Origin of the sequence: Burkholderia sp. LS-044, from assembly GCF_004803625.1 — a bacterium.
Taxonomy (GTDB): Bacteria; Pseudomonadota; Gammaproteobacteria; order Burkholderiales; family Burkholderiaceae; genus Burkholderia; species Burkholderia cepacia.
Genome location: NZ_SSWO01000008.1, coordinates 320,695 through 345,601, shown reverse-complemented (window position 1 = coordinate 345,601; position 24,907 = coordinate 320,695). Strand labels below are relative to the sequence as shown.

The following is a 24,907-nucleotide window of genomic DNA, read 5'->3' as shown; positions in this document are numbered from 1 at the left end:
ACCCGCGCCGCGCGATTCAGGTTCCGCTCGGCCGGTGCGCGTCCTCGCCGAGGAACCGGTGCACGAACGTGACGGCCATCGCCCCTTCGCCGACCGCCGACGCCACCCGCTTGACCGATCCCGAACGGACGTCGCCCGCCGCGAACGAGCCGGGCACGCTCGTTTCCAGGTAGTACGGCCGGCGCTCGAGCGGCCACACGCGCGCGAAGTCCGGGCAGTCGTACAGGTCGCTGCCCGTCACCAGGTAGCCGCCCGGATTGCGGATGATGTCGGTGTCGCGCGCCCATTCGGTGTTCGGCGCGCCGCCGATGCAGACGAACAGGTGCGTGGCCGGCAGCACGTCGCGCGCGCCGTCTTCCGTGCGCAGCACGATCGCCTCGAGCCGGCCGTCGCCCTGCAGCGCGTCGACGGTCGTGCCGTAGCGCACCGTCACGTTCGGCATGCGCTCGATCCGGTCGATCAGGTAGCGCGACAGCGTCGCCGCGAGCGACGCGCCCCGGACGATCATCGTGACTTCGCGCGCGTGCCGCGCGAAGTTCATCACGGCCTGCCCGGCCGAATTGCCGCCGCCGACGATGAACACGTGCTTGCCCTCGCACATCGGCGCTTCGCTCGATCCCGCGCCGTAGTACAGGCCCGCGTTGAGAAACTTCGATTCGTCGGGCAGGCCGAGACTGCGGTATTCGATCCCCGTCGCGCAGATGTTCGAGCGTGCGGTCAGGATCGAGCCGTCGGCCATGTCGACGCGGATCTTGCCGTCGACGAACGTCGCATGCACGCCCTCGCGCATCATCAGCAACTCGACGCCGAACTTCACCGCCTGCTGGCGCGCGCGTTCCGCCAGCTCGGCGCCCGGGATGCCGTCCGGAAAGCCCATGTAGTTCTCGATCAGCGAACTTGTGCCCGCCTGCCCGCCGATCGCGTCGCGTTCGATCACGACGGCCCGCAGCCCCTCGGACGCCGCGTAGACGGCCGCCGACAGGCCGGCCGGGCCGGCGCCGTAAATCGAGACGTCGTACTCGATGAAGCGCGGCCGGGAGACCCAGCCGAGCTTCGCGGCGATCTCCGGCAGCGTCGGCTGGTAGATGCACGTGCCGTCCGGAAACACGACCACCGGCAACCGGACGTCGCGCAGCGGCGCGATGCCCAGTTCGCGCACGCAATCGGTGTCGGACGTCAGCTCGCACCATTCGTACTCGACCACGCCGCGCTTCAGGAAGTCGCGGATCGCGTAGGCCTCCTTGCTGTGAGGCAGGCCGATGACCTTGACATGCTGCGACTGCGCCATGAGCGTCTCCCGGTGACCGCGTGTCGGATCCCGGCCGGCTCCCGCGCCGGCCGCACGCGTGACTGTACGTCGTCATCGCCGCCGCGGCCGCCGCATTTCATAAGAATTAAGGTTCGCGCGCGGTGCGCGCCGTCCACAATGAATCGCGTTCCCCCCGCTCGCAGCTTCGCGCCGGCCGCGCTGCGAGCGCCCCCCGGCGCCGGCATCGGAGCGACAGATGGCCACGACCTGCACCCATCTCGGTGAAGCGCGCATCCTGAACACCGACAAGGACTACTGCGAGGAATGCGTGAAGTCCGGCAGCAGATGGGTGCATTTGCGCCTGTGTCTGAGCTGCGGGCATGTCGGCTGTTGCGACTCGTCGCCGAACCGTCACGCCAGCCGGCATTTTCATGAAACGACGCACCCGCTCGCCCGTTCTATCGAGCCCGGCGAGCGCTGGGTCTGGTGCTATGCCGACGATGTGATGGCCGGCGAAATCACGCCGTAACCCGCCGCGCACCTCTATCCGGCACCGTTTTCGACCGAGGGTATACACGGTTCGATCGCGGCTTCTTCTCGCCGCTTTTTTCGACTAGTATTTATCGAACGATAACTTATCTATCGATAAACAAGAGGTCCATCATGACGGTATCCAGACTCGCGCACTACTCGATCCGCACGCTCGATCTCGAGCGATCGTGCCGGTTCTACGAACGTGTGCTCGGCTTCAAACGCGGCTACCGGCCGCCGTTCGACTTTCCCGGCGCCTGGCTCTACAAGGGCGGCGACGAAAGCGATTACGGCACGGTCCACATCATCGGCGTCGACCCGGCCAACCCGGACGGGCTCGCGGCCTATCTCGGCGACAAGGCGCTGCCGGCGTCGGGTACCGGCACGGTCGACCACATCGCATTCCTCGCGACCGGCGTCGAGGCGATGTGGGACACGCTACGCGCCGAACACGTCGCGTGGCGCGATCGCACCGTGCCGAGCCTCGGGCTGCACCAGGTGTTCATCGAGGACCCGTCCGGCGTGACGATCGAACTCAACTTCCCCGCCGCCGAAGTCGCGGGGCTGGCACTGCCCGCCACCGTACCGGCCGGCGACTCGCAAGCACACGGAGACTGACATGAACCACGGCACTTCGACCAAACGCCGCGCCGCGATCGTCGGCGGCTCGCTGGGCGGCCTGTTTGCAGCGAATCTCCTGCTGCGCAACGGCTGGGACGTGGACGTGTTCGAACGGGTGCCCGACGCGCTGTCGGGCCGCGGCGCCGGGATCGTCACGCACCCCGAACTGTTCGACGTGATGCGCGCCGCGGGCGTGCGCATCGACGCATCGATCGGCGTGAAGGTCGAGTCGCGGATCACGCTGGGCCGCGACGGCACCGTCGTATCGGAACGGCGGATGCCGCAGACGCTCACCGCGTGGAGCAAGATGTACCACGTGCTGCGCGCGGCGCTGCCCGACCAGCATTACCGCGCGGGCGCGGTCGTCACCGACGTGGCGGACGGCCCCGGGCACGCGTCGGTCACGCTCGCCGACGGCTCGGTCGTGCATGCCGACCTCGTCATCGCGGCCGACGGCTTCCGCTCGGCGATCCGCGAGAAATTCCTGCCGGACGCGCGGCTGCAATATGCGGGCTACGTCGCGTGGCGCGGGCTGGTCGACGAACCCGGGCTGTCGGAGTCCACCCACGCGACGCTGTTCGGGAATTTCGCGTTCGGCCTGCCGCCGCACGAACAGATCCTCGGTTATCCGGTCGCCGGCCAGGGCAACAGCACGAAGCCGGGCGAGCGCCGCTACAACTTCGTGTGGTATCGCGCGACCCGCGAGGACACCGACCTGCCGAACCTGCTCACCGACGCGACCGGCAAGCTGTGGGCTGGCGGCATTCCGCCGACGCTGATCCGGCGCGAGGTGCTCGACGACATGGAAGACGCCGCCCACGCGCTGCTGGCGCCGCAGTTCGCCGAGGTCGTCGCGCGCGCGACGCAGCCGCTGTTCCAGCCGATCTACGACCTCGAAGTGCCGAACATGGCGTTCGGCCGGATCGCACTGCTCGGCGACGCCGCGTTCGTCGCGCGGCCGCATTGCGGGATGGGTGTCACGAAGGCCGCCGGCGATGCCCTTGCGCTCGTCACGGCACTCGCCACGCGCGCCGACACGCTCGACGCGGTGTGCGAATACAGCGAGACGCGCACGGCGTTCGGCGCGGCGATCGTGGAGCACGCGCGTCACCTCGGCGCCTACATGCAGGCGCAGCTGAAGAACGACACCGAGCGCGAAATGGCCGAGCGCTATCGCACGCCGGAAGTCGTGATGCGGGAAACCGCCGTCCCGCCGCATTTCTGAGCACGCACGGGCGCCGTGCGCGACACGCGCGGCGCCCGTCGCCAAGCCAAGCCATGCCAGGCCATTCCAGATGAGAAGGAGACACCGTGAACCACCCGCTTTCGGCTACCGCCGGCACCGCGCCCGAACCGGCCGCACCGTCACATGCCACGCATCCGCTGCTGCGCGATGCCCGCTTTCGCGAGCACGTCCGGCGCAGAAGGCTGTTCGCCTGGTCGCTGACGTTCGTCATGCTCGCCCTCTATTTCGCGTTCATCCTGACGCTGGCGTTTTCGCCGACGCTGCTCGGCGCGCCGATCGTGCCGGGCCGGCCGACTCCGTGGGGCATCCCGGTCGGGTTCGGCATGTTCGTCGCAACGTTCGCGCTGGTCGCGCTTTACGTGTTCCGCGCCAATGCGGTGCACGACACGGTCGTCGCGGCCCTTCGCCACGGAGACGCATCATGAAACGCCTGCTCCCCGCACTGCTCGCCGCTTGCAGCTGTGCACCGGCGTTCGCGGCCGGCCCCGCCGCGCTCGCGCACGGGCACAATCCGGTCGCGATCGGCATGTTCGTCGTGTTCGTCGCGTCGACGCTCTTCATCACGCGCTGGGCCGCGCGCAAGAACCACAGCGTGGCCGATCACTACGCGGCGGGCGGCAAGATCACCGCGTTCCAGAACGGCTGGGCGATCGCCGGCGACTACATGTCGGCCGCGTCGCTGCTCGGCATCTCCGCGCTGGTGTTCACGAGCGGCTACGACGGGCTGATCTATTCGGTCGGGTTTCTCGCGAGCTGGCCGATCATCCTGTTCCTGATCGCCGAGCCGCTGCGCAACCTCGGCAAGTACACGCTCGCCGACGTCGTGTCGTATCGCCTGCGGCAACGGCCGATCCGCGCGTTCGCGGCGTCGAGCTCGATCGTCATCGTGCTGCTGTATCTCGTGTCGCAGATGGTCGGCGCGGGCAAGCTGGTCGAGCTGCTGTTCGGCCTGAACTACACGGTCGCGGTGCTGATCGTCGGCGTGCTGATGGTCGTCTACGTGTTCTTCGGCGGGATGCTGGCCACCACCTGGATCCAGATCATCAAGGCCGTGCTGCTGCTCGCCGGCGCGGCGTTCATGGCGATCATGGTGTTGAGCCGTTTCGGCTTCAGTCTCGACGCGCTGTTCGCGCAGGCGATTCTCGTTCACCCGAAACACGCGGCGATCATGCGCCCCGGCGGGCTGGTGTCCGATCCGGTCTCGGCCGTGTCGCTCGGCCTCGCGCTGATCTTCGGCACTGCGGGCCTGCCGCACATCCTGATGCGCTTCTTCACGGTCAGCGACGTCAAGGCGGCCCGCAAGAGCATCCTCTACGCAACCGGGATCGTCGGCGCCGGCTACGTGCTGATCATCGTCATCGGCTTCGGCACCATCGCGCTCGTCGCGTCGGACCCGCAGTACCACGACGCGTCCGGCGCGATCGCCGGCGGCGCGAACATGGTGGCGATCCACCTCGCGCACGCGGTCGGCGGCAACGTGTTCCTCGGCTTCATCTGCGCGGTCGCGTTCTCGACCATCCTGGCCGTGGTCGCCGGGCTCACGCTCGCGGGTTCGTCGGCGATCTCGCACGACCTCTACGCGAACGTGCTGCGGCGCGGTCAGGCATCCGACCGGGACGAAATGCGCGTGGCGCGCGCCACGACCGTCGTGCTCGGCGTGCTCGCGATCCTGCTCGGCATCGCGTTCGAGAAGCAGAACATCGCGTTCATCGTCAGCCTCACGTTTTCGATCGCGGCCAGCTCGAATTTCCCGGTGCTGCTGCTCTCGATCTACTGGCGCGGGCTGACGACGCGCGGCGCGGTGCTGGGCGGCCTGCTCGGGCTCGCCACCGCGGTGACGCTCACCGTGCTGAGCCCGACCGTGTGGGTCCAGGTACTGGGCCATGCGCACGCGGTCTATCCGTACGAATACCCGGCGCTGTTCTCGATGGCGGCGGCCTTCGCCGGCGTCGTCCTGTTCTCCGTCACCGATCGCTCGGCGCGTGCGCAACGCGAGCGCGCGCAGTTCGACACGCAACTCGTCGCGTGCGAGATGGGCCTCACGGCGGGCACCACCACGACCATCACGCAACGCGGCTGAGCCGCACGTCACGCACCCTCGATACACCATGAGAGACACCATGCTGAATTGCACCTGCTGCCCGTCGCCGGGACGCCGCCGCCTGCTCGGCGCGCTCGCCGCGTTCGCGGGCACCGCCGTCGCTGGACAGTCCGCGTCGGCCGCCGGCAGCGCCGATACCCCGGCCGCGCCGCCGCCGCAACGGCCGCGCTCGATCGACATCCACGCGCATTACTACCCGGAGAGCTTCTGCAACCTGGTCGGCGGCGAAGGCAAGCGCTTCGGCGGCTCGTTCGTGTGCGACGACACGTCGTTCACGTTCCGCACGCCCGCCGGCGGCCTCGGCCCGCTGCCGATGAAGTTCATCGACGTCGATGCGCGGCTCAAGGACATGGATGCGTCCGGCGTCGACGTGCAGGCGCTGTCGCTCAGCGTGCCGATGGCGTACTGGGGCGACCGGCCGTTCAACGCGAAGCTCGCGCGCGACTGGAATGCGTCGGCGTCGCGCGTCTACCAGCGGCACCCGACGCGCTTCGTCGTGCTCGCGACGCTGCCGATGCTGAACGCGGCCGACGCGATCGACGAGCTCGAACGCGCCGCGCAATTGCCGGGCGTGCGCGGCGTGTACATGGGCACCAACATCGACAACCGCGATCTCGACGATCCGCTGTTCGCGCCCGTGTTCGCCCGCATCGAGCAGCTGGGCCTGCCGGTGTTCCTGCATCCGCAGCAGACGGTCGGCGGCGCGCGGCTCGGCGATTTCTACCTCAGCAACCTGCTCGGCAACCCGTTCGATACCGCGATCGCGGGCTCGCACCTGATCCTCGGCGGCGTGCTCGACCGCTACCCGACGCTGGAAATCACGTTGCCGCACGCGGGCGGCGCGCTGCCGATCCTCGTCGGGCGCCTCGACGCGGGCTGGACCGTGCGGCCCGAAACGCGCCGGCTCGCGCAGAAACCCAGCAGCTACCTGCGGCGCTTCAGCTACGACACGGTGTCGCATTCGGGCCCCGTGCTGAACTTCCTGATCGAGAACGTCGGCGTGGACCGGCTCGTGCTCGGCAGCGACTACTGTTTCGACATGGGCTACGAGCAGCCGGTGCGCTTTCTCGACCGTGTCGACCTGAGCGCGCAGCAGCGCGCGATGATCCTCGGCGGCAATGCGGGCAAGCTGCTGCGGATCTAGCGGGTCGGCGCGCGGCGCTTGCACCGTCGGCGCAGCCCGCGGCCGGACATGGCAAGATCCGCAGCAGCCGTGGCCGCAGGCGCGCGGCGCCGTGCATCACGACGCCTGGCCGACGGCGCACGCCATCGGCCGCACACCGGAGTCACCCACGATGAAGATAGTCATTGCAGGCGGATCGATCGCCGGTCTCGCGGCCGCGCTGACGCTCGACTGCGTCGGACACGACGTGACGGTCTGCGAACGCTCGCCGTCGCCGCTGCGCGGCCAGGGCGGCGGCGTGGCCGTGTTGCGCCGGATGATGGCGTTTCTCGAACAGCATGGCCGGCATTGCCGCCACGCGATCAGCGTGCCGACACACCGGCGGCGCTGGATCGATCGCGACGGCATCGTCACGCGCGACGAGCCCGAGATGCTGCCGTTTTCGTCGTGGGACGCCGTCTACCGCTCGCTGTGCGAAACGCTGCCGCACGGGGGCATCCGGTACGGCCGCACGGTCACCGGCTTCGACCAGGACGCGGACGGCGTCGACGTCCACCTCGGCGACGAGCGCCTCCGCGCCGACGTGCTGATCGCCGCCGACGGGGCCGGCTCGACCCTGCGCGCGCAGCTCTTTCCCGGTTACGCGCCGTCGTTCGCCGGTTACCTCGCGTGGCGCGGGATCGTCGACGAAGCGGATTTCGACGCCGCGTCGATCGCGCCGCTGGTCGAGAACATGACGCTGCACAAGGCGCCGGGCGAGCTGTTCATGGCGTTCCTGATTCCCGCGCTCGACGGCTCGCTCGTGCCGGGCACGCGCCGCTTCAACTGGCTGTGGTATCGCAACGAAGCCGATCGCGACACGCTGCGCCGCCACCTGACCGATCGGGCCGGCCACGTCCATCACGCGTCCGTGCATCCGGGGCAGCTCGCCGACGACGTCGTCGCGACGCTGCGGCAACTCGCCGGCGAACGCCTGCCGGCCCTGCTCGCGCAACTGGTGCACGCGACGCGCATGCCGTTCAACCAGGCGATCTTCGATGCGTTGAGCCCCGCGTTCGTCGATGGCCGCGTCGCGCTGATCGGCGATGCGGCGTGCACCGTGCGCCCGCATACCGCATCGGGCACGTCGAAGGCCGCGAGTGATGCGGTGTCGCTCGCCGAAGCGCTGCCGGCGGACGCGACCGACGTCGTCGCGCGCCTCGCGCAATGGTCGGCGCGACGGCGCGACGAAGTGACGTCGCTGCTCGAGAAGGGCCCGCAGCTGGCCGCGGCGTTCGGCCTCGGCACGCCGCGCTGACGCGGCGGCGCCCGCGCCGGGCCACGTCGCGGCGGAGTTCAGAACGTTTCAGCGCAGTTTCAGGAAATGCCGCCGACGCCCACGTAGACTGCCCTCCATCATCCGCCTCGCACACGATGACGCGATTGCGCCATTGCCCGCGCGGCCTCCCCATACCTGGAGCAACGACATGATCTCCGCCGCGAACCGCTGCCACCGGGCCGCCTCGCCATGGCCGGATCGCCCGGCGATGCGCCGCCGTCATCCGGCCGCGCCGACCGGAACGACCGCCACCGGCACGCGCGAGCCCGACCTTCCATCCTGCCCCGCGTGCCGCGGCAGCCGAAACCGCGCCGTCGCGCGCGGCCGGCATCCGCGCCATTGCCCCGCCGCTCGAATGATCGCCGGCGAACCGGTTCGCGTGGAGCGCGCATGAAGCACAAACGACTCTGGTTCGGCGCGGCCGGCATCGCGGTCGTCGGCCTGGCGGTCGCGATCGGCATCATGGTCAAGCCGTCGATCGCGCCGATCGATCCGCCCGCCCGCGCATCGTTCGATCCGCAACTCGTTCGCGCCGGCGCGCGCGTGGTCGCGCTCGGCGATTGCGTCGTGTGCCACACCGCGAACGACGGCAAGCCGTTCGCCGGCGGGCTGCCGCTCGCGACGCCGTTCGGCACGATCTACGCGACCAACATCACGCCGGATGCCGACACCGGCATCGGCCGCTGGTCGCGCGATGCGTTCGCACGCGCGCTGCGCAGCGGGATCGCCCGCGACGGCCATCCGCTCTATCCGGCATTTCCGTACATCCACTTCACGCGGATGTCCGACGACGACATCACGGCCGCCTATGCGTACCTGATGACCCGCGAACCGGTGCGGACGAAAACGCCGCCGAACGACCTGATCTTCCCGCTGAACTTCCGGCCGCTGGTCGCGTTCTGGAACGTGCTGTTCCTGCGCGAAGGCGCGTACCGGCCCGACCCGTCGCAATCCGCGCAATGGAATCGCGGCAAGCTGCTCGTCGACGGCCTCGGGCACTGTGCGTCGTGCCATTCGCCGCTCAATGCGATCGGCGGCGAACAGGCCGGCAAGGCGTTCGACGGCGGCATCGTCGACGGCTGGGAGGCGCCGCCGCTCAATGCGCTCGGCAGCGCGGTCAAGCCGTGGACGCAGGCGCAGCTCGTCACCTACCTGCGCACCGGCCGCGCGAGCGAGCACGGCGCGGCGGCCGGCCCGATGCTGCCCGTCACGCGCGATCTCGCGACCGTGCCGCAGGAGGACGTCGAGGCGATCGCCGCGTACATCCTGTCGATCCAGAAGCCGGCGGCCGCCCGGCCCGCGACCGCCGGTGCCGGACACGGCCCGACGACGCCCGCCGGCCAGCGCGGCGCGGTGCTGTTCCAGGCGTCGTGCGCGCAGTGCCACGGGCCGGCAGCGCCGATGCAGTCGATCGGCGAGCGGCCGACGCTCGCGTTCAGCACGGCCGTCGCCGCCGATACGCCGCGCAACGCGATCCAGATGATGTTCAACGGGATCGGCTGGCACGGCGAAGACACGCTGAACTACATGCCGTCGTTCATCGACCAGTACGACGACGCGCAGATCGCGGACCTCGCCGCGTACCTGCGGGAAACGTATTCCGATCGTCCCGCGTGGAGCGGCGTCGACACCCTGGCCGCGAAGCTCAGAAAGGAGGACAGCGCGCGATGATCACCCTCACCGTCAACGGCGTGCGGCACACGCTCGACATCGACCCATCCACGCCGCTGCTGTACGCGCTGCGCAACGACCTGCACCTGCACGGCGCGAAGTTCGGCTGCGGCCTCGGGCAATGCGGCGCATGCACCGTGATCGTCGACGACAAGCCGATGTTCTCGTGCCTGATTCCGGTGTCCGCGCTCGGCGAGCGCCGCGTGCGGACCGTCGAAAGCCTCGGCACCGCCGGGCATCCGGGCAAGCTGCAGCAGGCGTTCATCGATCACCAGGCCGCGCAGTGCGGGTATTGCATCGCGGGCATGATCATGCGCGCGCAGGCGCTGCTCGAGCGCAACCCGAAACCCACCGAACACGAACTGCGCACCCAGATGGAACCGAACCTGTGCCGCTGCGGCACGCACATGCGGATCCTGGCGGCGATCCGCCAGGTCGCCGGCCTGCCCGACCCGGAGCCGGCCGCCGCGCCCGTCATGATCAGCAAGGGACTCTGATGAACCCACCCGACGACATCGACGAAAGCCGCCGGCACTTCATGGTTTCCGGCGCGCTCTTCGTCGCGTTCAGCCTCGCGCCGGTCACGCGTGCCGCCGCGCAGCTCGTGATCGCGGACGAAGGCGCCGCCGTCCACGTCGCCAAGGCGACCGAAACGCTGGCCGGCAGCCTGAAGACCAACCCGCTGCTGGACGCATGGATCAAGATCACGCCCGACGGCAAGGTCACCGTGTTCACCGGCAAGGTGGAGCTCGGCACCGGCGTGCGGACCGCGCTGCTGCAGGTGGCGGCCGAGGAGCTGAACATGAAGCCCTCGCTGATCACGTTCCTGACGGCCGACACCGGCGCATCGCCGGACGAGGGCCTGACGGCCGGCAGCCACACGATGGCCGACAGCGGCTCCGCGCTGCTGAACGCGGCCGCGCAGGTGCGCGGGCTGCTGGTCGACGGCGCGGCGAAACAGTTCGGCGTCGAGGCGCGCACGCTCACCGTCGCCGACGCGGTGATCAAGGCGCCGGACGGCCGCACGATGCGCTACGGCGACGCGGTGCGCACGGTCGACCTGCACCGCAACGCGACACCGACGTCGCCGCTGAAGCCGCCGGCCACGTTCTCGGTGATCGGCACGTCGCTGCCGCGCGTGGACATTCCGAACAAGGTCACGGGCGGCGTCAGCTACGTGCAGGACATGGAGCTGCCCGGCATGCTGCACGCGCGTGTCGTGATGCCGCCCGTGTACGACGCGAAGCTGCTGTCGTTCGACGAAGCCGCGATCCTGAAGATGCCCGGTGTCGTGCGGATCGTGCGCAACGGCAGCATGCTCGCGGTCGTCGCGCAGGGCGAATGGCAGGCGGTCGTCGCGCAGCGCGCGCTGGCCGCCGGCAGCCGCTGGTCGGCCGGCCGCGCGCTGCCCGAGCGCGGCACCGTGCACCAGGACCTGAAGCGGATCGCGACGCAGCGCATCGAGATCGCGAACACGAAGGGCAACACCGCGCCGGCCACGAAAACGCTGTCCGCGACGTTCCTGAAGAACTACCTGCTGCACGGCTCGATCGGGCCGTCGTGCTCGGTCGCGCATCTCGAGAACGGCATGCTGACCGTGTGGACCCACTCGCAGGGCGTGTATCCGCTGCGCGACGCGCTCGCCGAGATGCTGTCGATGCCGAAGGCGAACGTGCGCTGCATCCACACCGAGGGTTCCGGCTGCTACGGGCACAACGGCGCGGACGACGTGGCCGCGCATGCGGCACTGATCGCGGCGGCGCTGCCCGGCAAGCCGATCCGCGTGCAATGGATGCGCGAGCAGGAACATACGTGGGACCACTTCACGCCCGCGATGGTCACCGAGCTCAGCGCGTCGCTCGACGCGAGCGGCCATATCGTCGACTGGAACTACGCGCTGTGGAGCAGCTCGCACAACGAACGGATCGTCAATGCGGGCCGGCTGCTGCCCGCGCGGATGCTCGAGCCGCCGTTCGTGCCCGCGCCGTCGACGCCGATGCTGCAGCCCGAGGGCGGCGGCGATCGCAACGCGATCCCGCTGTACGCATTGCCGACCATGCACATCGTCAACAACTTCTCGCCGACGATGCCGCTGCAGACCTCGGCGATGCGCTCGCTCGGCGCGCACACCAACGTGTGGGCGATCGAGAGCTTCATGGACGAGCTCGCGCACGCCGCCGGCGTCGATCCGGTCGAATTCCGGCTGCGGCACTTGCAGGATCACCGCGCGAGCCAGGTGATCAAGCTCGCCGCGACGAAATTCGGCTGGCCCCGGCCGCCGCGCGAACGCAACCGCGGCGTCGGTTTCGCGTTCGGCAAATACAAGAACCTGATGGCCTACGTCGCGATGGCGGTCGAGATCACGGTCGTGCCGGAAACGGGCCACGTGACGCTCGAGCGCGCGGAAGTGGCCGTCGACGCGGGCCAGGTCGTGTCGCCGGACGGCATCCGCAACCAGATCGAAGGCGGCATCGTGCAGGCCGCGAGCTGGACACTGTACGAGGCGCTGAAATACGATACGCAGCGCATCCGCAGCTTCGACTGGAGCAGCTACCCGATCCTGCGTTTCGGCACGGCACCGCAAAGCATCAAGGTGCACCTGATCAACCGCCCGGGCGCGCCGTTCCTCGGCGCGGCCGAGGCGTCGATGGGGCCGACCGCGGGTGCGCTGGCCAACGCGATTTTCGATGCGACGGGCCAGCGGATGCGCGAAATGCCGTTCGCGGGCGACGGGCTCAGGAAGCGCATCGACGCGTAGCGGCGGTACCCCGACATAAAAGCCGCGCCGGCATGCACCGGCGCAGGCAACGAACAGGCTGGAGATTTCCGAACGATGGATACCTTGCTTTCGATGCGCGTGTTCACGCGCATCGTCGAAACGGGCAGCTTCACGCGCGCGTCCGACACGACCGGGCTGACGACGCCGCGCGTATCCGCGCTGCTGAGCACGCTCGAACAGCATCTCGGCTGCCGGCTGCTGAACCGCACCACCCGCCGGATCTCGCTGACCGAGGACGGACAGGCCTACTACGAGCGCTGCATCGGCGTGCTGCGCGAGATCGACGACATGGAGGCGGCCGTCTCGCAGGCTCGCAACGTGCCGCGCGGCCGCCTGAAGGTGAACCTGCCGCCGGCGATGGCCAAGCAGATCATGGTGCCCGCGCTGCCCGAGTTTCTCGCCGCGCATCCGGGCATCTCGGTCGAACTCGGCGTGACCGACCGCCAGATCGACCTCGTCGGCGAAGGCGTCGATTGCGTCGTGCGCATCGGCGCGCTCGATGACTCGGGGCTGGTCGCGAAACGGATCGGCAGCCTGACCACCTGCACGTGCGCGGCGCCCGCGTATCTCGAACGCTGCGGCGCGCCCGAAACCGTCGACGATCTCACGCAGCACATCGCGGTCAGCCACATGTCGGCCGATACGGGCCGGCCGCGGCCGTGGGACTACGTGGTCGACGGCGAAACGCGCATCATGCAGATGTGCGGCGCCGTCGCGGTCAACGATGCCGACACCTACATCGCATGCGGCCTCGCCGGCATCGGCCTGATCAAGACCTCGCTGTACCTGGTCGAGCCGTACCTGCAATCGGGGCGCCTGCGCGAGGTGCTGACCGATTTCAACACGCCGCCGCGGCCGATCTCGATCCTGTATCCGCCCAACCGGCATACGCCCGTCAAGCTCAAGGTGTTCGTCGACTGGCTCGCCGGGCTGTTCGCGCAGATTCCGACGCTGCAGGGGCAGCGCCGCTGACGCCCGCCGTCGATGCCCGTCGCTGAAACCGCGCGGCCGCGCCCCCGCGCGCACCGCATCGATCAAGTGAATTAAGACGCGGTTTAGGACTATTCAGTCCGCCCGATCCAGACTGCTCTCAGGGGCCTTGCGATCCGCGATATCCGCGCCGGAGGCCCGTTTCGAGAGGCCCGACATGACGATCGCGACCGCCGGCCCGTCCGTCCAGGACGTTTTCGATGTCCTCGACCCCGCGTTCGCGCACGGGCCGCATCGCAGCGGCCGCCCTCGCCGGCATGCGGCTCGCGACCGGTCTCGGCCTCGCCCCCCTCACATGAACCCGCACGCGCTCCGACCCCTTTGCGTGGCACGCAAAGCTCGATTGCGCGCCGGCCGTATTCTCTTGTTATCGCTCGATCAATAACCTTGACGGCAATGCGGCGGCTTGCGTTTCGCCGCGGCGAACACCGGAACAACCGAACACCGTATCCCATCACGCCCGCCCGACGACCGGGCACCCGACATCTCTTTCGAAGGAGTCGACCATGTCAGCAGAATCCACCCCGCTCGCGGCCCATGGGCACGCAGCCAAGCTCACGCAGGGCCTCATCCTGCTGTTCGCGTTCAGTTGCGGCGCGATCGTTGCGAACCTGTACTACGCGCAGCCGATCACCGAACTCATCGCGCCCAGCCTGCACATGTCCGGCGCAACCGCGAGCCTGATCGTGTCGCTGACGCAGATCGGCTATGCGTTCGGCCTGTTCTTCATCGTGCCGCTCGGCGACCTGCTCGAGAACCGCAAGCTGATGATCGTCACGGCCGTCGTGTCGATCGCGAGCCTCGCGGCGGCCGCCGTCGTGCAGACGCCCGGGCTGTTCCTCGCGATCTCGCTGCTGATCGGCTTCAGCTCGGTCGCGGTGCAGATCCTGGTGCCGCTCGCCGCGCACCTCGCGCCCGATCATTCGCGCGGCCGCGTGGTCGGCACGATCATGGGCGGGCTGCTGCTCGGCATCCTGCTCGCCCGCCCGCTGTCGAGCGTGGTGGCCGACGCGTTCGGCTGGCGCTTCGTGTTCGCGGCCGCCGCGGTGCTGATGACGCTCGTGACCGCCGTGCTCGCGCTGACGATCCCGTCGCGCCAGCCCGATCACCGCGCGACCTATTTCGAGCTGATCGGCTCGCTGCTGCACCTGGTCCGCACGATGCCGGTGCTGCGCCATCGCGCGTTCTACCAGGGCCTGATGTTCGCGTCGTTCAGCCTGTTCTGGACCGCCGTGCCGGTCGAGCTCACGCGCCACTACGGGCTGTCGCAATCGGCCATCGGCCTGTTCGCGCTGGTCGGGGCGATCGGCGCGACGTCGGCCCCGGTCGCCGGCCGCCTCGCCGATGCCGGCCACGGCGTGCGGGCGACGCTGATCGCGCTGGTCGCCGGCGCGCTGTCGTACGCAGTCGCGCTGATCCACGGCGCCGGCCTGTATGGCCTCGTCGTCACCGGCATCGTGCTCGACTTCGCGGTGCAGATGAACATGGTGCTCGGCCAGCGCGAGATCTATGCGCTGCACGCGGCAAGCCGCAACCGGCTGAACGCGCTGTACATGACGAGCATCTTCGTCGGCGGCGCGATCGGCTCCGCGCTCGCGAGCCCGCTGTACGAACACGGCGGCTGGCCGCTCGTGGCCGCGGTGGCCGGTGCGTTCCCGGTCGTCGCGCTCGCCCACTACCTCGCGATCGGGCGTCCGCACGCACGACGCCACGCCCAGTCCTGAACCGGCGCCGGCACCGGTTCACGCGCGGCGCCCTTCGGGCCGCTCGCGCCGGAACGCTGCCGGCACGTTACCCCCGTCTTTCTTTCCCGAACTTTCCGCAGGGCTCGCCGCCTGACCGGTCGCCACCACGCGACACGCGGCGCCGCCCTGCCTCCCGCAAAAAGGAATCCATCATGTCTTCCCTGCTCAGCCACTACGACCTGCGCGGCCTGCCGCTTCCCAACCGTGTCGTGATGGGGCCGATGACGCGCTCGCGCGCGCCGTCGCGCGGCCAGCCGACCGAACTGATGGCCGAGTACTACGCGCAGCGCGCGTCCGCCGGCCTGATCGTCACCGAGGCGACCAACGTCAGCCCGGCGTCCGCTTCGTTCGAACTGACGCCGGGGCTCGTCACCGACGAGCAGGCGGCCGGCTGGAAGCAGGTCACCGACGCCGTGCATGCGAACGGCGGCCGGATCTTCGCGCAGCTGTGGCACGGCGGCCGCGTGAGCTCGCTGACGCTGCTCGGCGGCGATGCGCCGCTGTCGCCGTCCGGCGTCAACGACGATCTCGAGCAGTTGCAGGTGTGGGCGCAGTTGCAGAACGGCTATTACACGAAGATTCACGCGACGCCGTCGCGCGCGATGACGACGGGCGAGGTGGCCGACACGGTCGACGAATTCCGCGACGCGGCCGTACGCGCGATGGCGGCCGGCTTCGACGGCGTCGAGATCCACGCGGCCAACGGCTACCTGCCGCACCAGTTCCTGTCGTCGACGCTGAACCGCCGCGACGACCGCTACGGCGGCTCGGTCGCGAACCGCGCGCGCTTCCTCGAGGAGATCGTCGACGCGGTCGGCGCCGTGATGCCGCTCGGCCGCGTGGGCGTGCGCATCTCGCCGTACGCGAAATACAACAACGTGCGTGACGCGGATCCGGATGCGACGTACGCGTACGTCGGCCGCATGCTCGACGAAGCCGGCGTCGCCTATGTGCACGCGGCGGACACCAACGGCTGGAGCGGCGAGCCCGACCTGCCGCGCATCGTCGCGAACACGCGCAAGCATTTCGGCGGCACGCTGATCGTCAACGGCGGCATCGCGCCGGATGCCGCGAATGCGCTGATCGACGCGGGCGACGCCGATCTCGTCGCGTTCGCGCGTGCGTACATCGCGAACCCCGATCTGGTCGAACGCCTCGCGGCGAACGCACCGCTCGCCGCGCCGAAAGCGGTCGGCTGGTACGGCGGCGACCGCGCGGGCTACGTCGACTATGCGCGTCACGACGCGGCGGGCGTGAATGCGTAAGCGCCCGGGTGCGCAGGCGCGCGAGCACCTGTGCACCCGGCTCACGCCGCCGGAACCAGCCGGAACCCGCGGGACGCCGTCAGGCGTCCTGCCAGCGTGCGCCGAGCACGCGCCCGCAGAAATTCAGCCGGTGGAAATCCGGATCGGCGCGTTCGAGCACGTCGGCGCTCCAGGTGCCGAACGTCGACGCCGGCCGGTGCGCGACGCCGCGCGCGACCGCATCGAGGAACGCGTCGCCGAAGCCTTCGTCGCGCGGGTAGGCGGCGAGCAGCGCGCGCCGCTCGTCGGCCGAATACGCGTCGAAATCGGTGGCCATCAGGTCGGTCGAGACGGCGGCCGCCAGCACGCGCGCGAGCGGCGACACGCGCGCGGCCACGCCGGGCGTCGTATGCAGCGCGATCGCGTGCCACACGTCGTCGCGCAGGCGCTGCGACGTCTGGTGGCGCAGCAGGAACGTATCGGCGGCATCGGCGCTGTCGAGCTCGTAGCGCGCGGCCGAGCGGCCATACGCGGTGCTCAGTCCCATGTTCGCGTACATCGCGGCCACGTAAAGCGCATCGGCATCGCAGGTCTCGCCGGCACGCTGCGCGGCCAGCGACGCAAGCACGAACACCCGGCTCGCATGCCCGGTGATCGCCCGCGGCAGCGACGCGCGGGCTGCTTCGGCCGCTTCGATCGCCATCGGCGTCCGCGGAATGCGGACACCGGCGACTTCGTCGTCGGCCGACGCGCACGTGTGCGCAGAACTCATCTCGTCTCCTTCTGCCCCTCGCCGGGGGCGGAAAATTGTCCATGCCTCGCGCGGCCCGCGCCGACGCAGCCGGCGCGGGCACGCCGGCGGCCGGTACGGCGTCGGCCTAGTACGCGAAACCGGGGTAACCCGATGCTTCGCACTGCTCGGCGGTTTCCATCGCGGCCGCATGCAGGCGCTGCACGAACGTGCGCCCGAGCCCGCGCGCGGCACCGGCCGCCGGCAGGCCCGCGCCGGACGCGGCGCGCAGCGAAGCCGACTCGGCCGAACGACGCCGGCCCGCACCGCCGAATTCGGCGACCGGCGACCACGCGGGGCTGACCGCCGGCGGCGGCGGTGCGAGCGATGCGAACTCGTCGTCCGCATGCACGATCCTGCCGCCGACGACCGTCAGCACCGACGACAGCGACGTGATCCGCGCTTCGTCGATCGTGAAGTAGTCGTCCGTCAGCACCGCGAAATCGGCGTAGTGGCCGGGCACCAGTGCGCCCTTGCAGTCGTCCTCGCCGGAAAACCACGCGCTGCCGACCGTATAGCAGCGCAGCGCTTCCATCCGGCCGAGCCGGTTGCGCTCCGGATACAGCGCCGTGCCGCCGACCGTGCGCCCCGACACCATCCAGTACAGCGACACGAACGGGTTGTAGCTCGCGATGCGCGTTGCATCGGTGCCCGCGCCGACCGGCAGCCCGGCCGCCAGCATCGCGCGGATCGGCGGCGTGCGCATCGCGGCTTGCGCGCCGTAACGCGCGATGAAGTACTCGCCCTGGAACGCCATCCGGTGCTGGACCGTCACGCCGCCGCCGAGCGCGGCGATGCGCGCGATGTTCGCATCGGTGATCGTCTCGCAGTGATCGAAGAACCAGCGCAGGCCGTCGAACGGCGTCTCGCGGTTCACGGCTTCGAGCACGTTCAGGAAGCGGCCGATCGATTCGTCGTAGGTCGCATGCAGCCGGAACGGCCAGCGGTGCCGCACCAGCAGCCGCACCACCGCGGCCAGTTCGGCCTCCAGCGCCGCCGGCAGATCGGGGCGCGGTTCGAGAAAATTGCCGAAATCGGCGGCCGAATACACCAGCAGCTCGCCGGCGCCGTTCATCCGCAGGAACGCGTCGCCGTCGCCGGGTTTCGCGAGCGTCACCCAGCGCGCGTAGTCGTCGAGCTCCCGCCCCGCATGCTGCACGAACAGGCTGTACGCGACGCGCACGGTCATTTCGCCGCGCCGCGCGAGTGCCAGGATCGCGCCGTAGTCGTCCGGAAAGGCCTGGAAATCGCCGCCCGCGTCGATCGCGCTCGTCACGCCGAGCCGGTTCAGCTCGCGCATGAAATGCCGCATCGAATTCATCTGGTCGTCGTGGCCGAGCTTCGGGGCCCGTTCGAGCGCCTCGTGCAGCACGGCCATGTCCGGGCGCGCGATCAGCAGGCCGGTCGGCCGGCCGAGGCGATCGCGCTGGATCTCGCCGCCGGGCGGGTTCGACGTGTCGCGGCCGTAGCCGATCGCGCGCAGCGCGGCCGCGTTCAGCAGCGCGCTGTCGCCCAGGTGCATGATGAAGACCGGCGTGTCGGGCGCGATCTCGTTCAGTTCGGCCGCCGTCGGCCCGCGCTTTTCGGCGAACTGGAATTCGGTCCAGCCGCCGACCACGCGCACCCAGTGCGGCGCAGGCGTGCGCAGCACCTGGCGACGCAGCATCGCGAGCGCGTCGGCCAGCGTCGGCACGCCGTCCCAGCGCAGTTCCAGGTTGAAGTTCAGGCCGCCGCGGATCATGTGCAGGTGCGAATCGTTCAGCCCCGGGATCACGGTGCGGCCGTTCAGGTCGATGCACTGCGTGCCGGCATGCGCATGGCGCATCACGTCGTGCCCGCTGCCGGCCGCGAGGATCCGGCCGTCCTTCACGGCGAGCGCGGTCACGAACGACTGCCGGTCGTCCTGCGTCGCGATCTTGCCGTTGCATACGATGAGGTCCGCCGCCGCGGCGGATGCCGTCGCCCTAAGCACCGTCATGCCCTCCGCTTGCGCCGTGAGCCGGCACGCGGCCGCATGCCGCCTGCCTCCGGTTCGACGATACACGGACCATCCACTCCCCCTTGAACATTGAACGATCGGACCGACGGGCCGCGGCGCGATGGCGCGGTGTCGTCCTGCGCGAACCGGGCATGCCGTTACGCCACCTGCTGCATCGCATCCGCCGCCTCGTGCCGCATGCGCGACCGGCCCGCCGGCAGTACCGGCTCCGGGCGCACGAAGTTCTGCAGGCGCGCGAGCCGTCGCACGTCGAACGCGCGCGATTGCGGATCGAAATGCCCCGACAGGTTCGCCACCAGCGACGACGCCTGGCCCGTCCGCCCGCGCTCGATCAGGTGATCGGCGAGATCGAGCGTGCCGCGCAGCGCCCACATCGCGGCGCCTTGCCCGTTCGCGGTATGGATCCCGGTCAGCAGATGCCGGTGCCCTTCGACTTCGTACGCGAGCGCGGCATCGGGCTCCGCGGTGCGGGCCTGCTCGAGCATCGCGAGCCCCCGGACGCGCAGCAGTTCCGGCACGAACAGATGCTCGCCGTGCGCGCGGCAGCGCGCGAGCGTCGCGTCGAGTTTCACGCATGCCTCGGCCGCGCGGCCGGTGCGCGTCAGCCCTTCCGCGTACGCGACGACCAGCGGCGCGAGCAGGCGCCGGAACCCGCTCGCCTCGATGCGCCGCAGCGCGGGTTCGAGCCGCGCGAGACCGGCGCCGGGATGCCCGGCCTGCATGTCGAACTGCCCGGCGAGGCCTTCCGCGTGGCTGAGCCAGATGTCGAACCCGTTCGCCTCCGCGGTCGAGCGCAGCGTGCCGAGATAGTCGGAAATCACGTCGTGATCGCCGTAGCGCAGCGCGATCGGCACGGCCGCCGCGCCGAGCACGACGCACAGCGCCAGCCCCGACCCGGTGCGGCGCGCGGATTCGACCGCCTGCGCGGCCAGCCGCATCGCGTATTCCGGATCGCCCTGCATCCAGACGAGCCGCATCAGCATCGTGCGGCCGAGCGTCGCGACGTCGACCCCGAGCGCGGCTTCCGCGCAGGACGGCTCGCCGGCCACGGCCAGCCCGGCGGTCGCGGCCTCCAGCCGCTCGCGGGCCTGCGCGTGTTCGCCGAAGTAATGCAGCGACGTCGCGACCATCGCGTTCGCCAGCAGCCGCTGCGGCCGGTCGCCGCGCCGTTCGGCCGCGCGCTCGAAGCGCGTCGCGTAGCGCAGCGATTCGTGGATGTCGGAGCGCGTCAGCATCGTGTTCCACAGCCCGACCAGCGCGCACGCGTCGAACGCCTCGTCGCCGATCCGGCCCGCGAGCACGAGCGTCCGGTCCCACATCGCGGCCGCCGCGTGCGTATCGCCGTCGGTATGCAGCAGCGCCGTCGCGTAAGCGGCGCGCAGGCGCAGCTCGCGTGCCGCGTCGATGCCGCCGGCATCGCCGGTTCCAGCGGCCTCGATCGCGTCGAGCGCCCGCCGCGCCGGATGCGCGCATTCGCGCATCCGCGCCGGTTCCAGCAACGCGAGCGCCAGTGCGTCCGCTTCGTGCCCTCGCGGCTCGACCGCGACGGGCTCGCGCGGCGCCGGCGCCGGTGCGTCCGCGGCGACACGCGGGCTCGCGAGATCCGCGGCCGGCGCCGGCGCCTGCATCCGCGCCCCCCCCTGCTCGCGCTCGTAGCACGCATGACGCTCGGCGACGAGGTCGAATTCGCCTTCGTTGCGCAGTTTCTCGAGCGCATACGCGCGCGTCGATTCCGTCAACCGGTAACGCGCGTGCGCGCCGTGGAACTCGACGGTCACCAGCGACTTCGCGACCAGTTCGCCGAGCACCGCGATCGTCTCGGCGGCCGACATCCCGGGATCCATCGCGACCTCGCGCGCGGCATCGAACGTGAACGGGCCGGTGAAGCACGCCATCCGGCGAAACAGCGAGCGCGCGGCCGCATCCAGCAGCACGTAGCTCCAGTCGAACGTCGCCCGCAACGTCTGGTGGCGCGGCAGCGCCGATCGCAGCCCGCCGGTCAGCAGGTTCAGCCGGTCGTCCAGACGCGCGGCGACGGCCTCGAGCCCGAGCGTCGCGACGCGCGCGGCAGCCAGCTCGATCGCGAGCGGCAGCCCGTCCAGGCGCCGGCAGATGTCGCCGATCAGCCGGATGCCGGCCGCATCGACCGCGCAGTCGGGCGTGGCGGCGCGGATCCGCGCGAGGAACAGCTCGACGGCCGAATGACGCACGATCTCGTCGAGCGGCGCGTCGCTGTCCGGCACCGCCAGCGGGCTCACGCGAAACACGGCTTCGGCCGAGATATGCAGGGGTTCGCGGCTCGTCGCGAGCACGCGCAGCGACGGCGCGCGCGACGTCAGCGTATCGACGAGATCGGCCACCAGATCGACGACGTGTTCCGCGTTGTCGAGCACGATCAGGGCCGGCGATGCGGCGAACGCTCCGGCGATCCGGTCGATGCCCGGCACGCCGTCGGTCTCGAGGCCGAGTTCCGCGGCGATCGCGAGCAGCACGTCGTCGCGCGTCGCGGCGCTCGCGAGCGCGACGAACAGCACGCGTTCGCCGGACCGCTCGCGCAGCTCGTGGGCGACGCGGCCGGCCAGGCTGGTCTTGCCGATGCCGCCCGCCCCGACGAGCGTGACGACCGGCGCGCGCTCGATCATGTCGACGATCTGCCCGATCTCCGCCTGACGCCCGACGAGCGAAACCGGGCGGGCCGCCGCGACGGGATCGGCCGGCAACGCGGCCGCGCGCGGCGCGGCCTCGTGCGCGACGGCGGGAGGCGCGATCAGCAGGTAACCGCGGCCCGGCACCGTCTTGATCAGGTCGCGGTCCGCGCCCAGCGCCTTGCGCAGCGTCGCGACGTGGACCTGCAACCGGTTTTCCTCGACGATCAGGCCCGGCCACACGGCATCCATGATGTCGTCCTTCGACACGACGGAACCGTTGGCGCGATGCAGCACTTCAAGTATGTCAAGCGCGCGTGCGCCGATACGCAGCGACGCGCCGTGGTGGCGAATGTCACGCTGCTCGAAATCCACCGACAACGTCCCGATCTGGATCATGGCCGCCTCCAGGTTCCCCACGATGACCGCCATGTGAACACGGCCGTTCACCAGGGCGGGAATGCACACCCGTCCAGCGCTGCCGGCCGGGCGCAAAGTCTCAAAATGTGGACTGAGTGTAAACACCGAATTAACAAAAATCTTGAAGGAAAATGCGCTGGCCTCCCGCACACCGGCGCGCCCGCGGGCGGGCGCCGCGCCGAATGAAAATGGGGCGACATCGGCCCCGCGTTGGCCATGGCGGCGCGCTCGCGTGCCCGTCGAGGCCGGCGCGGTGCGGGTCGGGCCGCTGGCAAGCATTTCGTCAGCAAGTGGACATTTATTCAAGTTAACTTGGGCCGGTCGAATGCACCGTTTAAACTTCGCGTAAATATGTTCGCGCGCCGCCCCCCATCGAAGGATTGTTCCGCCATGCCAGATTCCCTCGTCGCGTCCCCGGCCGCACGGCCGAAAGACACGCTCGGCTGCCTGTCGAGCCTGCTGTCCAAGGACATCGAACGCCCGGTCGGCGGGCTCACGCTCCATCGCAAATGCATGCGCGACGAGCACTTCGAGCGCATCGAGATGGCGGCCAGCGATCGCGGCTTCCTGATCGGCGTGTCGCTCAACGGCGGGCACCGGCGCACGATCTACGGCGGCACCGGCCAATCCCGCTCCGAGCGGCGGTTCCAGCACAACTCGATCTACATTCGCGACTTCTCCCGGAATTTTCGTGCCGACCTGTACGGCAAGTTCGACTTTCTGCTGGTCGAGCTGTCGCACGCGTATCTCGACGGCCTCGGCCGCGAGCACGACGGCACCGAAATCGGCGGCCTGACCTGCGCGCCCGACGTACAGGACGAGGTGCTGGGCCATCTCGCGCACGCGGTGGCCGACAGCCTCGACGAGCCCGGCGTGCTGAACGCGCTGTTCGTCGAGCAGATGGGGCTCGCGATCGGCGCGCATCTCGCGCGCCAGTACGGCAACGCGGACGCGCGCGACCTGCAGCACAAGGGCCTGCTGTCGCCGGCGAAAACGGCGCTCGCGAAAGAGCTGCTGATGGAGAAGGCCGATCTCGGCGTGTCGATCGAGGAAGTCGCGCGCGAGTGCGATCTGTCGCGCGGCTATTTCATTCGTGCGTTCTCGCGCACGACGGGGCGCACGCCGCATCAATGGCTGCTCGAACAGCGCGTGATCCGCGCGCGGCAACTGATCGAGACGACCGACATGTCGCTCGCGGAAATCGCGGCCGCCTGCGGCTTCGCGGACCAGAGCCACCTGAACCGCGTGTTCGCGCGCATCGTCGGCCATCCGCCCGGCGCCTGGCGGCGCGAACTGACGCGCTGACCCGGCCGCGCGCCACCGCTACGCGCGCGCCCCGCACCTCACTGCACGACACGGCACATCACGGCACATCACGGCGCGCATCGCCCGTCGCTCACCGGAGCGGCGTCGCGTCGTAATTGACCGGCACCCAGTCGTACTGCTCCCCGTCCCTGCGCAAATGCCCGAGCCCGGGAAACGCGATGTGCGCGGCGCCGACGAGGTAACGCTTGTCCGCGACGCGCTTCAGCGTATCGCGCCGGGTGCGGCGCGCCGCGTCCGCATCGCTGTCGTACTGGACCGTCGCGTCCGGGTCCTGCAGCTGGATCGCCGCGACGTGCACGATGTCGCCCCACGCGAGCAGCCCGGCGTCGCCGCTCTCGATCAGGTACGCGGTATGGCCCGGCGTATGGCCAGGCATCGGCACCGCGCGAATGCCGGGCGCGAGCGTCGCTTCGCCGCGAAACGTCCTGAAGCGGCCCGCCGTGACGTACGGTGCGACCGACGCGGCAGCCGCATCGAAGAACGACGCGAGGAACGCCGGCGCCTGTGCCTTGTTGTCCGGATCGAGCCAGTAGTTCGCTTCGATCTCGTTCACGCGCACCACCGCGTTCGGGAAGGTCATCCTGCCGTTCGTCACGATGCCGCCGACATGATCCTTGTGCAGGTGCGTGAGCAGCACCTCGTCGATCTGCTCCGGCGCATAACCGGCCGCACGCAGGTTCGCGAGCAGCTTGCCGCAGCAATCGCCGTACAGGACGCCGGCCCCCGAATCGACGAGGATCCGCTTCGTGCCGGTATCGACCAGGAACGCGTTGATCGAGCCCTGCACGGGCGGCTCGAGAAACGCGCGGTCGAGATCGCGCCGGATGTCGTCCTTCGAGATGCCGCGGAACACCGTATCGACCGGAAACGGATGCGTGCCGTCGGACAGCGCGACGATCCGCAGGCTGCCGAGCTGCTGCCGATAGAAGCCGGGCGCCTGATCCGCGCCGCCCGGTCCGGCCGCACACGCGGCCGATGCGAGGATGCCGAAGCACCACGCGATGACCAGCATGCCGCCGGTACGCCAGTTCAGGTTCTTCATGTCCGCTCCCCGGTTGCGTATCGAGATATCGCGCGCGTTGCCGGCCCGGCCGGTCAGGCGCGCGACA

At 70.0% G+C, this 24,907-nt stretch carries 20 protein-coding genes; 15 read left to right on the top strand and 5 right to left on the bottom strand.

Translation table 11 applies throughout. From position 1 onward, the window contains the following. Positions 1 to 16: 16 nt before the first annotated feature. Positions 17 to 1,288, bottom strand: a complete 1,272-nt coding sequence (locus E9536_RS22630) for an FAD-dependent oxidoreductase (protein WP_027792631.1) — start codon at positions 1,286 to 1,288, stop codon at positions 17 to 19. 217 nt (positions 1,289 to 1,505) lie between these two features. Between E9536_RS22630 and E9536_RS22625 the strand changes: the two genes are divergently transcribed. From E9536_RS22625 to E9536_RS22560, 14 genes are all read left to right on the top strand, one after another. Further along, on the top strand, positions 1,506 to 1,778 hold the full coding sequence (locus E9536_RS22625; RefSeq protein WP_027792630.1) for a UBP-type zinc finger domain-containing protein: 273 nt from the start codon (positions 1,506 to 1,508) through the stop codon (positions 1,776 to 1,778). 134 nt (positions 1,779 to 1,912) lie between these two features. Next, a complete protein-coding gene (locus tag E9536_RS22620; protein ID WP_136470689.1) occupies positions 1,913 to 2,398 on the top strand; it encodes a VOC family protein in 486 nt (161 codons plus the stop codon). A 1-nt stretch (position 2,399) separates the two neighbouring features. Then, a complete protein-coding gene (locus E9536_RS22615; protein WP_136470687.1) occupies positions 2,400 to 3,626 on the top strand; it encodes an FAD binding domain-containing protein in 1,227 nt (408 codons plus the stop codon). 86 nt (positions 3,627 to 3,712) lie between these two features. Further along, complete coding sequence (locus tag E9536_RS22610) at positions 3,713 to 4,072, top strand: DUF485 domain-containing protein (protein ID WP_136470685.1); 360 nt, start codon at positions 3,713 to 3,715, stop codon at positions 4,070 to 4,072. Next, the gene (locus E9536_RS22605; RefSeq protein ID WP_136470683.1) at positions 4,069 to 5,727 is read left to right on the top strand and encodes a cation acetate symporter; all 1,659 of its coding nucleotides are present in this window, start codon (positions 4,069 to 4,071) and stop codon (positions 5,725 to 5,727) included. The genes E9536_RS22610 and E9536_RS22605 overlap by 4 nt, the downstream gene beginning before the upstream one ends. 28 nt (positions 5,728 to 5,755) lie before the next feature. Next, the gene (locus E9536_RS22600) at positions 5,756 to 6,892 is read left to right on the top strand and encodes an amidohydrolase family protein (protein WP_247873494.1); all 1,137 of its coding nucleotides are present in this window, start codon (positions 5,756 to 5,758) and stop codon (positions 6,890 to 6,892) included. A 151-nt stretch (positions 6,893 to 7,043) separates the two neighbouring features. Then, positions 7,044 to 8,168, top strand: a complete 1,125-nt coding sequence (locus tag E9536_RS22595; RefSeq protein WP_136470681.1) for an FAD-dependent monooxygenase — start codon at positions 7,044 to 7,046, stop codon at positions 8,166 to 8,168. 169 nt (positions 8,169 to 8,337) lie between these two features. Further along, complete coding sequence (locus tag E9536_RS22590) at positions 8,338 to 8,583, top strand: hypothetical protein (RefSeq protein ID WP_124545382.1); 246 nt, start codon at positions 8,338 to 8,340, stop codon at positions 8,581 to 8,583. Next, the gene (locus E9536_RS22585) at positions 8,580 to 9,860 is read left to right on the top strand and encodes a cytochrome c (RefSeq protein WP_059693322.1); all 1,281 of its coding nucleotides are present in this window, start codon (positions 8,580 to 8,582) and stop codon (positions 9,858 to 9,860) included. The genes E9536_RS22590 and E9536_RS22585 overlap by 4 nt, the downstream gene beginning before the upstream one ends. Beyond that, entirely contained in the window at positions 9,857 to 10,357 is a 501-nt protein-coding gene (locus tag E9536_RS22580) for a (2Fe-2S)-binding protein (protein ID WP_124817479.1), read from the top strand. Before E9536_RS22585 ends, E9536_RS22580 begins: the two co-directional genes overlap by 4 nt. Next, the gene (locus E9536_RS22575; protein ID WP_060317661.1) at positions 10,357 to 12,618 is read left to right on the top strand and encodes a molybdopterin cofactor-binding domain-containing protein; all 2,262 of its coding nucleotides are present in this window, start codon (positions 10,357 to 10,359) and stop codon (positions 12,616 to 12,618) included. The genes E9536_RS22580 and E9536_RS22575 overlap by 1 nt, the downstream gene beginning before the upstream one ends. Positions 12,619 to 12,693: 75 nt before the next feature. Then, a complete protein-coding gene (locus E9536_RS22570) occupies positions 12,694 to 13,611 on the top strand; it encodes a LysR family transcriptional regulator (protein ID WP_136470679.1) in 918 nt (305 codons plus the stop codon). A gap of 524 nt (positions 13,612 to 14,135) precedes the next feature. After that, positions 14,136 to 15,353 carry an MFS transporter gene (locus E9536_RS22565; protein ID WP_027792620.1) on the top strand — a complete coding sequence of 406 codons (1,218 nt, stop codon included), beginning with the start codon at positions 14,136 to 14,138 and terminating at the stop codon, positions 15,351 to 15,353. A 173-nt stretch (positions 15,354 to 15,526) separates the two neighbouring features. After that, positions 15,527 to 16,639 (top strand): alkene reductase, encoded by a 1,113-nt coding sequence (locus E9536_RS22560; RefSeq protein WP_136470678.1) that lies wholly within the window; start codon positions 15,527 to 15,529, stop codon positions 16,637 to 16,639. Between the two features lie 79 nt (positions 16,640 to 16,718). Here E9536_RS22560 and E9536_RS22555 read toward each other — a convergent pair whose 3' ends face one another. The 3 genes from E9536_RS22555 to E9536_RS22545 form a co-directional block, all read right to left on the bottom strand. Beyond that, the gene (locus E9536_RS22555) at positions 16,719 to 17,390 is read right to left on the bottom strand and encodes a phosphohydrolase (protein ID WP_136470677.1); all 672 of its coding nucleotides are present in this window, start codon (positions 17,388 to 17,390) and stop codon (positions 16,719 to 16,721) included. Between the two features lie 106 nt (positions 17,391 to 17,496). Beyond that, on the bottom strand, positions 17,497 to 19,386 hold the full coding sequence (locus E9536_RS22550) for an amidohydrolase (protein ID WP_168799557.1): 1,890 nt from the start codon (positions 19,384 to 19,386) through the stop codon (positions 17,497 to 17,499). A gap of 158 nt (positions 19,387 to 19,544) precedes the next feature. Further along, positions 19,545 to 22,451, bottom strand: coding sequence for a winged helix-turn-helix domain-containing protein (locus tag E9536_RS22545; RefSeq protein ID WP_136470676.1), 2,907 nt, complete (start codon positions 22,449 to 22,451; stop codon positions 19,545 to 19,547). A gap of 411 nt (positions 22,452 to 22,862) precedes the next feature. Between E9536_RS22545 and E9536_RS22535 the strand changes: the two genes are divergently transcribed. After that, positions 22,863 to 23,777 (top strand): AraC family transcriptional regulator, encoded by a 915-nt coding sequence (locus E9536_RS22535; protein WP_027792615.1) that lies wholly within the window; start codon positions 22,863 to 22,865, stop codon positions 23,775 to 23,777. 91 nt (positions 23,778 to 23,868) lie between these two features. On the opposite strand, the gene E9536_RS22530 is transcribed toward E9536_RS22535, so the two are convergent. Then, complete coding sequence (locus E9536_RS22530) at positions 23,869 to 24,810, bottom strand: MBL fold metallo-hydrolase (RefSeq protein WP_136470738.1); 942 nt, start codon at positions 24,808 to 24,810, stop codon at positions 23,869 to 23,871. Positions 24,811 to 24,907: the final 97 nt, after the last annotated feature.

Coding starts and splice junctions, on each gene's coding strand:
- E9536_RS22630 (WP_027792631.1), bottom strand. CDS start 1,288: ATGGCGCAGTCGCAGCATGTCAAGGTCATCGGCCTGCCTCACAGCAAG.
- E9536_RS22625 (WP_027792630.1), top strand. CDS start 1,506: ATGGCCACGACCTGCACCCATCTCGGTGAAGCGCGCATCCTGAACACC.
- E9536_RS22620 (WP_136470689.1), top strand. CDS start 1,913: ATGACGGTATCCAGACTCGCGCACTACTCGATCCGCACGCTCGATCTC.
- E9536_RS22615 (WP_136470687.1), top strand. CDS start 2,400: ATGAACCACGGCACTTCGACCAAACGCCGCGCCGCGATCGTCGGCGGC.
- E9536_RS22605 (WP_136470683.1), top strand. CDS start 4,069: ATGAAACGCCTGCTCCCCGCACTGCTCGCCGCTTGCAGCTGTGCACCG.
- E9536_RS22600 (WP_247873494.1), top strand. CDS start 5,756: ATGAGAGACACCATGCTGAATTGCACCTGCTGCCCGTCGCCGGGACGC.
- E9536_RS22595 (WP_136470681.1), top strand. CDS start 7,044: ATGAAGATAGTCATTGCAGGCGGATCGATCGCCGGTCTCGCGGCCGCG.
- E9536_RS22590 (WP_124545382.1), top strand. CDS start 8,338: ATGATCTCCGCCGCGAACCGCTGCCACCGGGCCGCCTCGCCATGGCCG.
- E9536_RS22585 (WP_059693322.1), top strand. CDS start 8,580: ATGAAGCACAAACGACTCTGGTTCGGCGCGGCCGGCATCGCGGTCGTC.
- E9536_RS22580 (WP_124817479.1), top strand. CDS start 9,857: ATGATCACCCTCACCGTCAACGGCGTGCGGCACACGCTCGACATCGAC.
- E9536_RS22575 (WP_060317661.1), top strand. CDS start 10,357: ATGAACCCACCCGACGACATCGACGAAAGCCGCCGGCACTTCATGGTT.
- E9536_RS22570 (WP_136470679.1), top strand. CDS start 12,694: ATGGATACCTTGCTTTCGATGCGCGTGTTCACGCGCATCGTCGAAACG.
- E9536_RS22565 (WP_027792620.1), top strand. CDS start 14,136: ATGTCAGCAGAATCCACCCCGCTCGCGGCCCATGGGCACGCAGCCAAG.
- E9536_RS22560 (WP_136470678.1), top strand. CDS start 15,527: ATGTCTTCCCTGCTCAGCCACTACGACCTGCGCGGCCTGCCGCTTCCC.
- E9536_RS22555 (WP_136470677.1), bottom strand. CDS start 17,390: ATGAGTTCTGCGCACACGTGCGCGTCGGCCGACGACGAAGTCGCCGGT.
- E9536_RS22550 (WP_168799557.1), bottom strand. CDS start 19,386: ATGACGGTGCTTAGGGCGACGGCATCCGCCGCGGCGGCGGACCTCATC.
- E9536_RS22545 (WP_136470676.1), bottom strand. CDS start 22,451: ATGATCCAGATCGGGACGTTGTCGGTGGATTTCGAGCAGCGTGACATT.
- E9536_RS22535 (WP_027792615.1), top strand. CDS start 22,863: ATGCCAGATTCCCTCGTCGCGTCCCCGGCCGCACGGCCGAAAGACACG.
- E9536_RS22530 (WP_136470738.1), bottom strand. CDS start 24,810: ATGCTGGTCATCGCGTGGTGCTTCGGCATCCTCGCATCGGCCGCGTGT.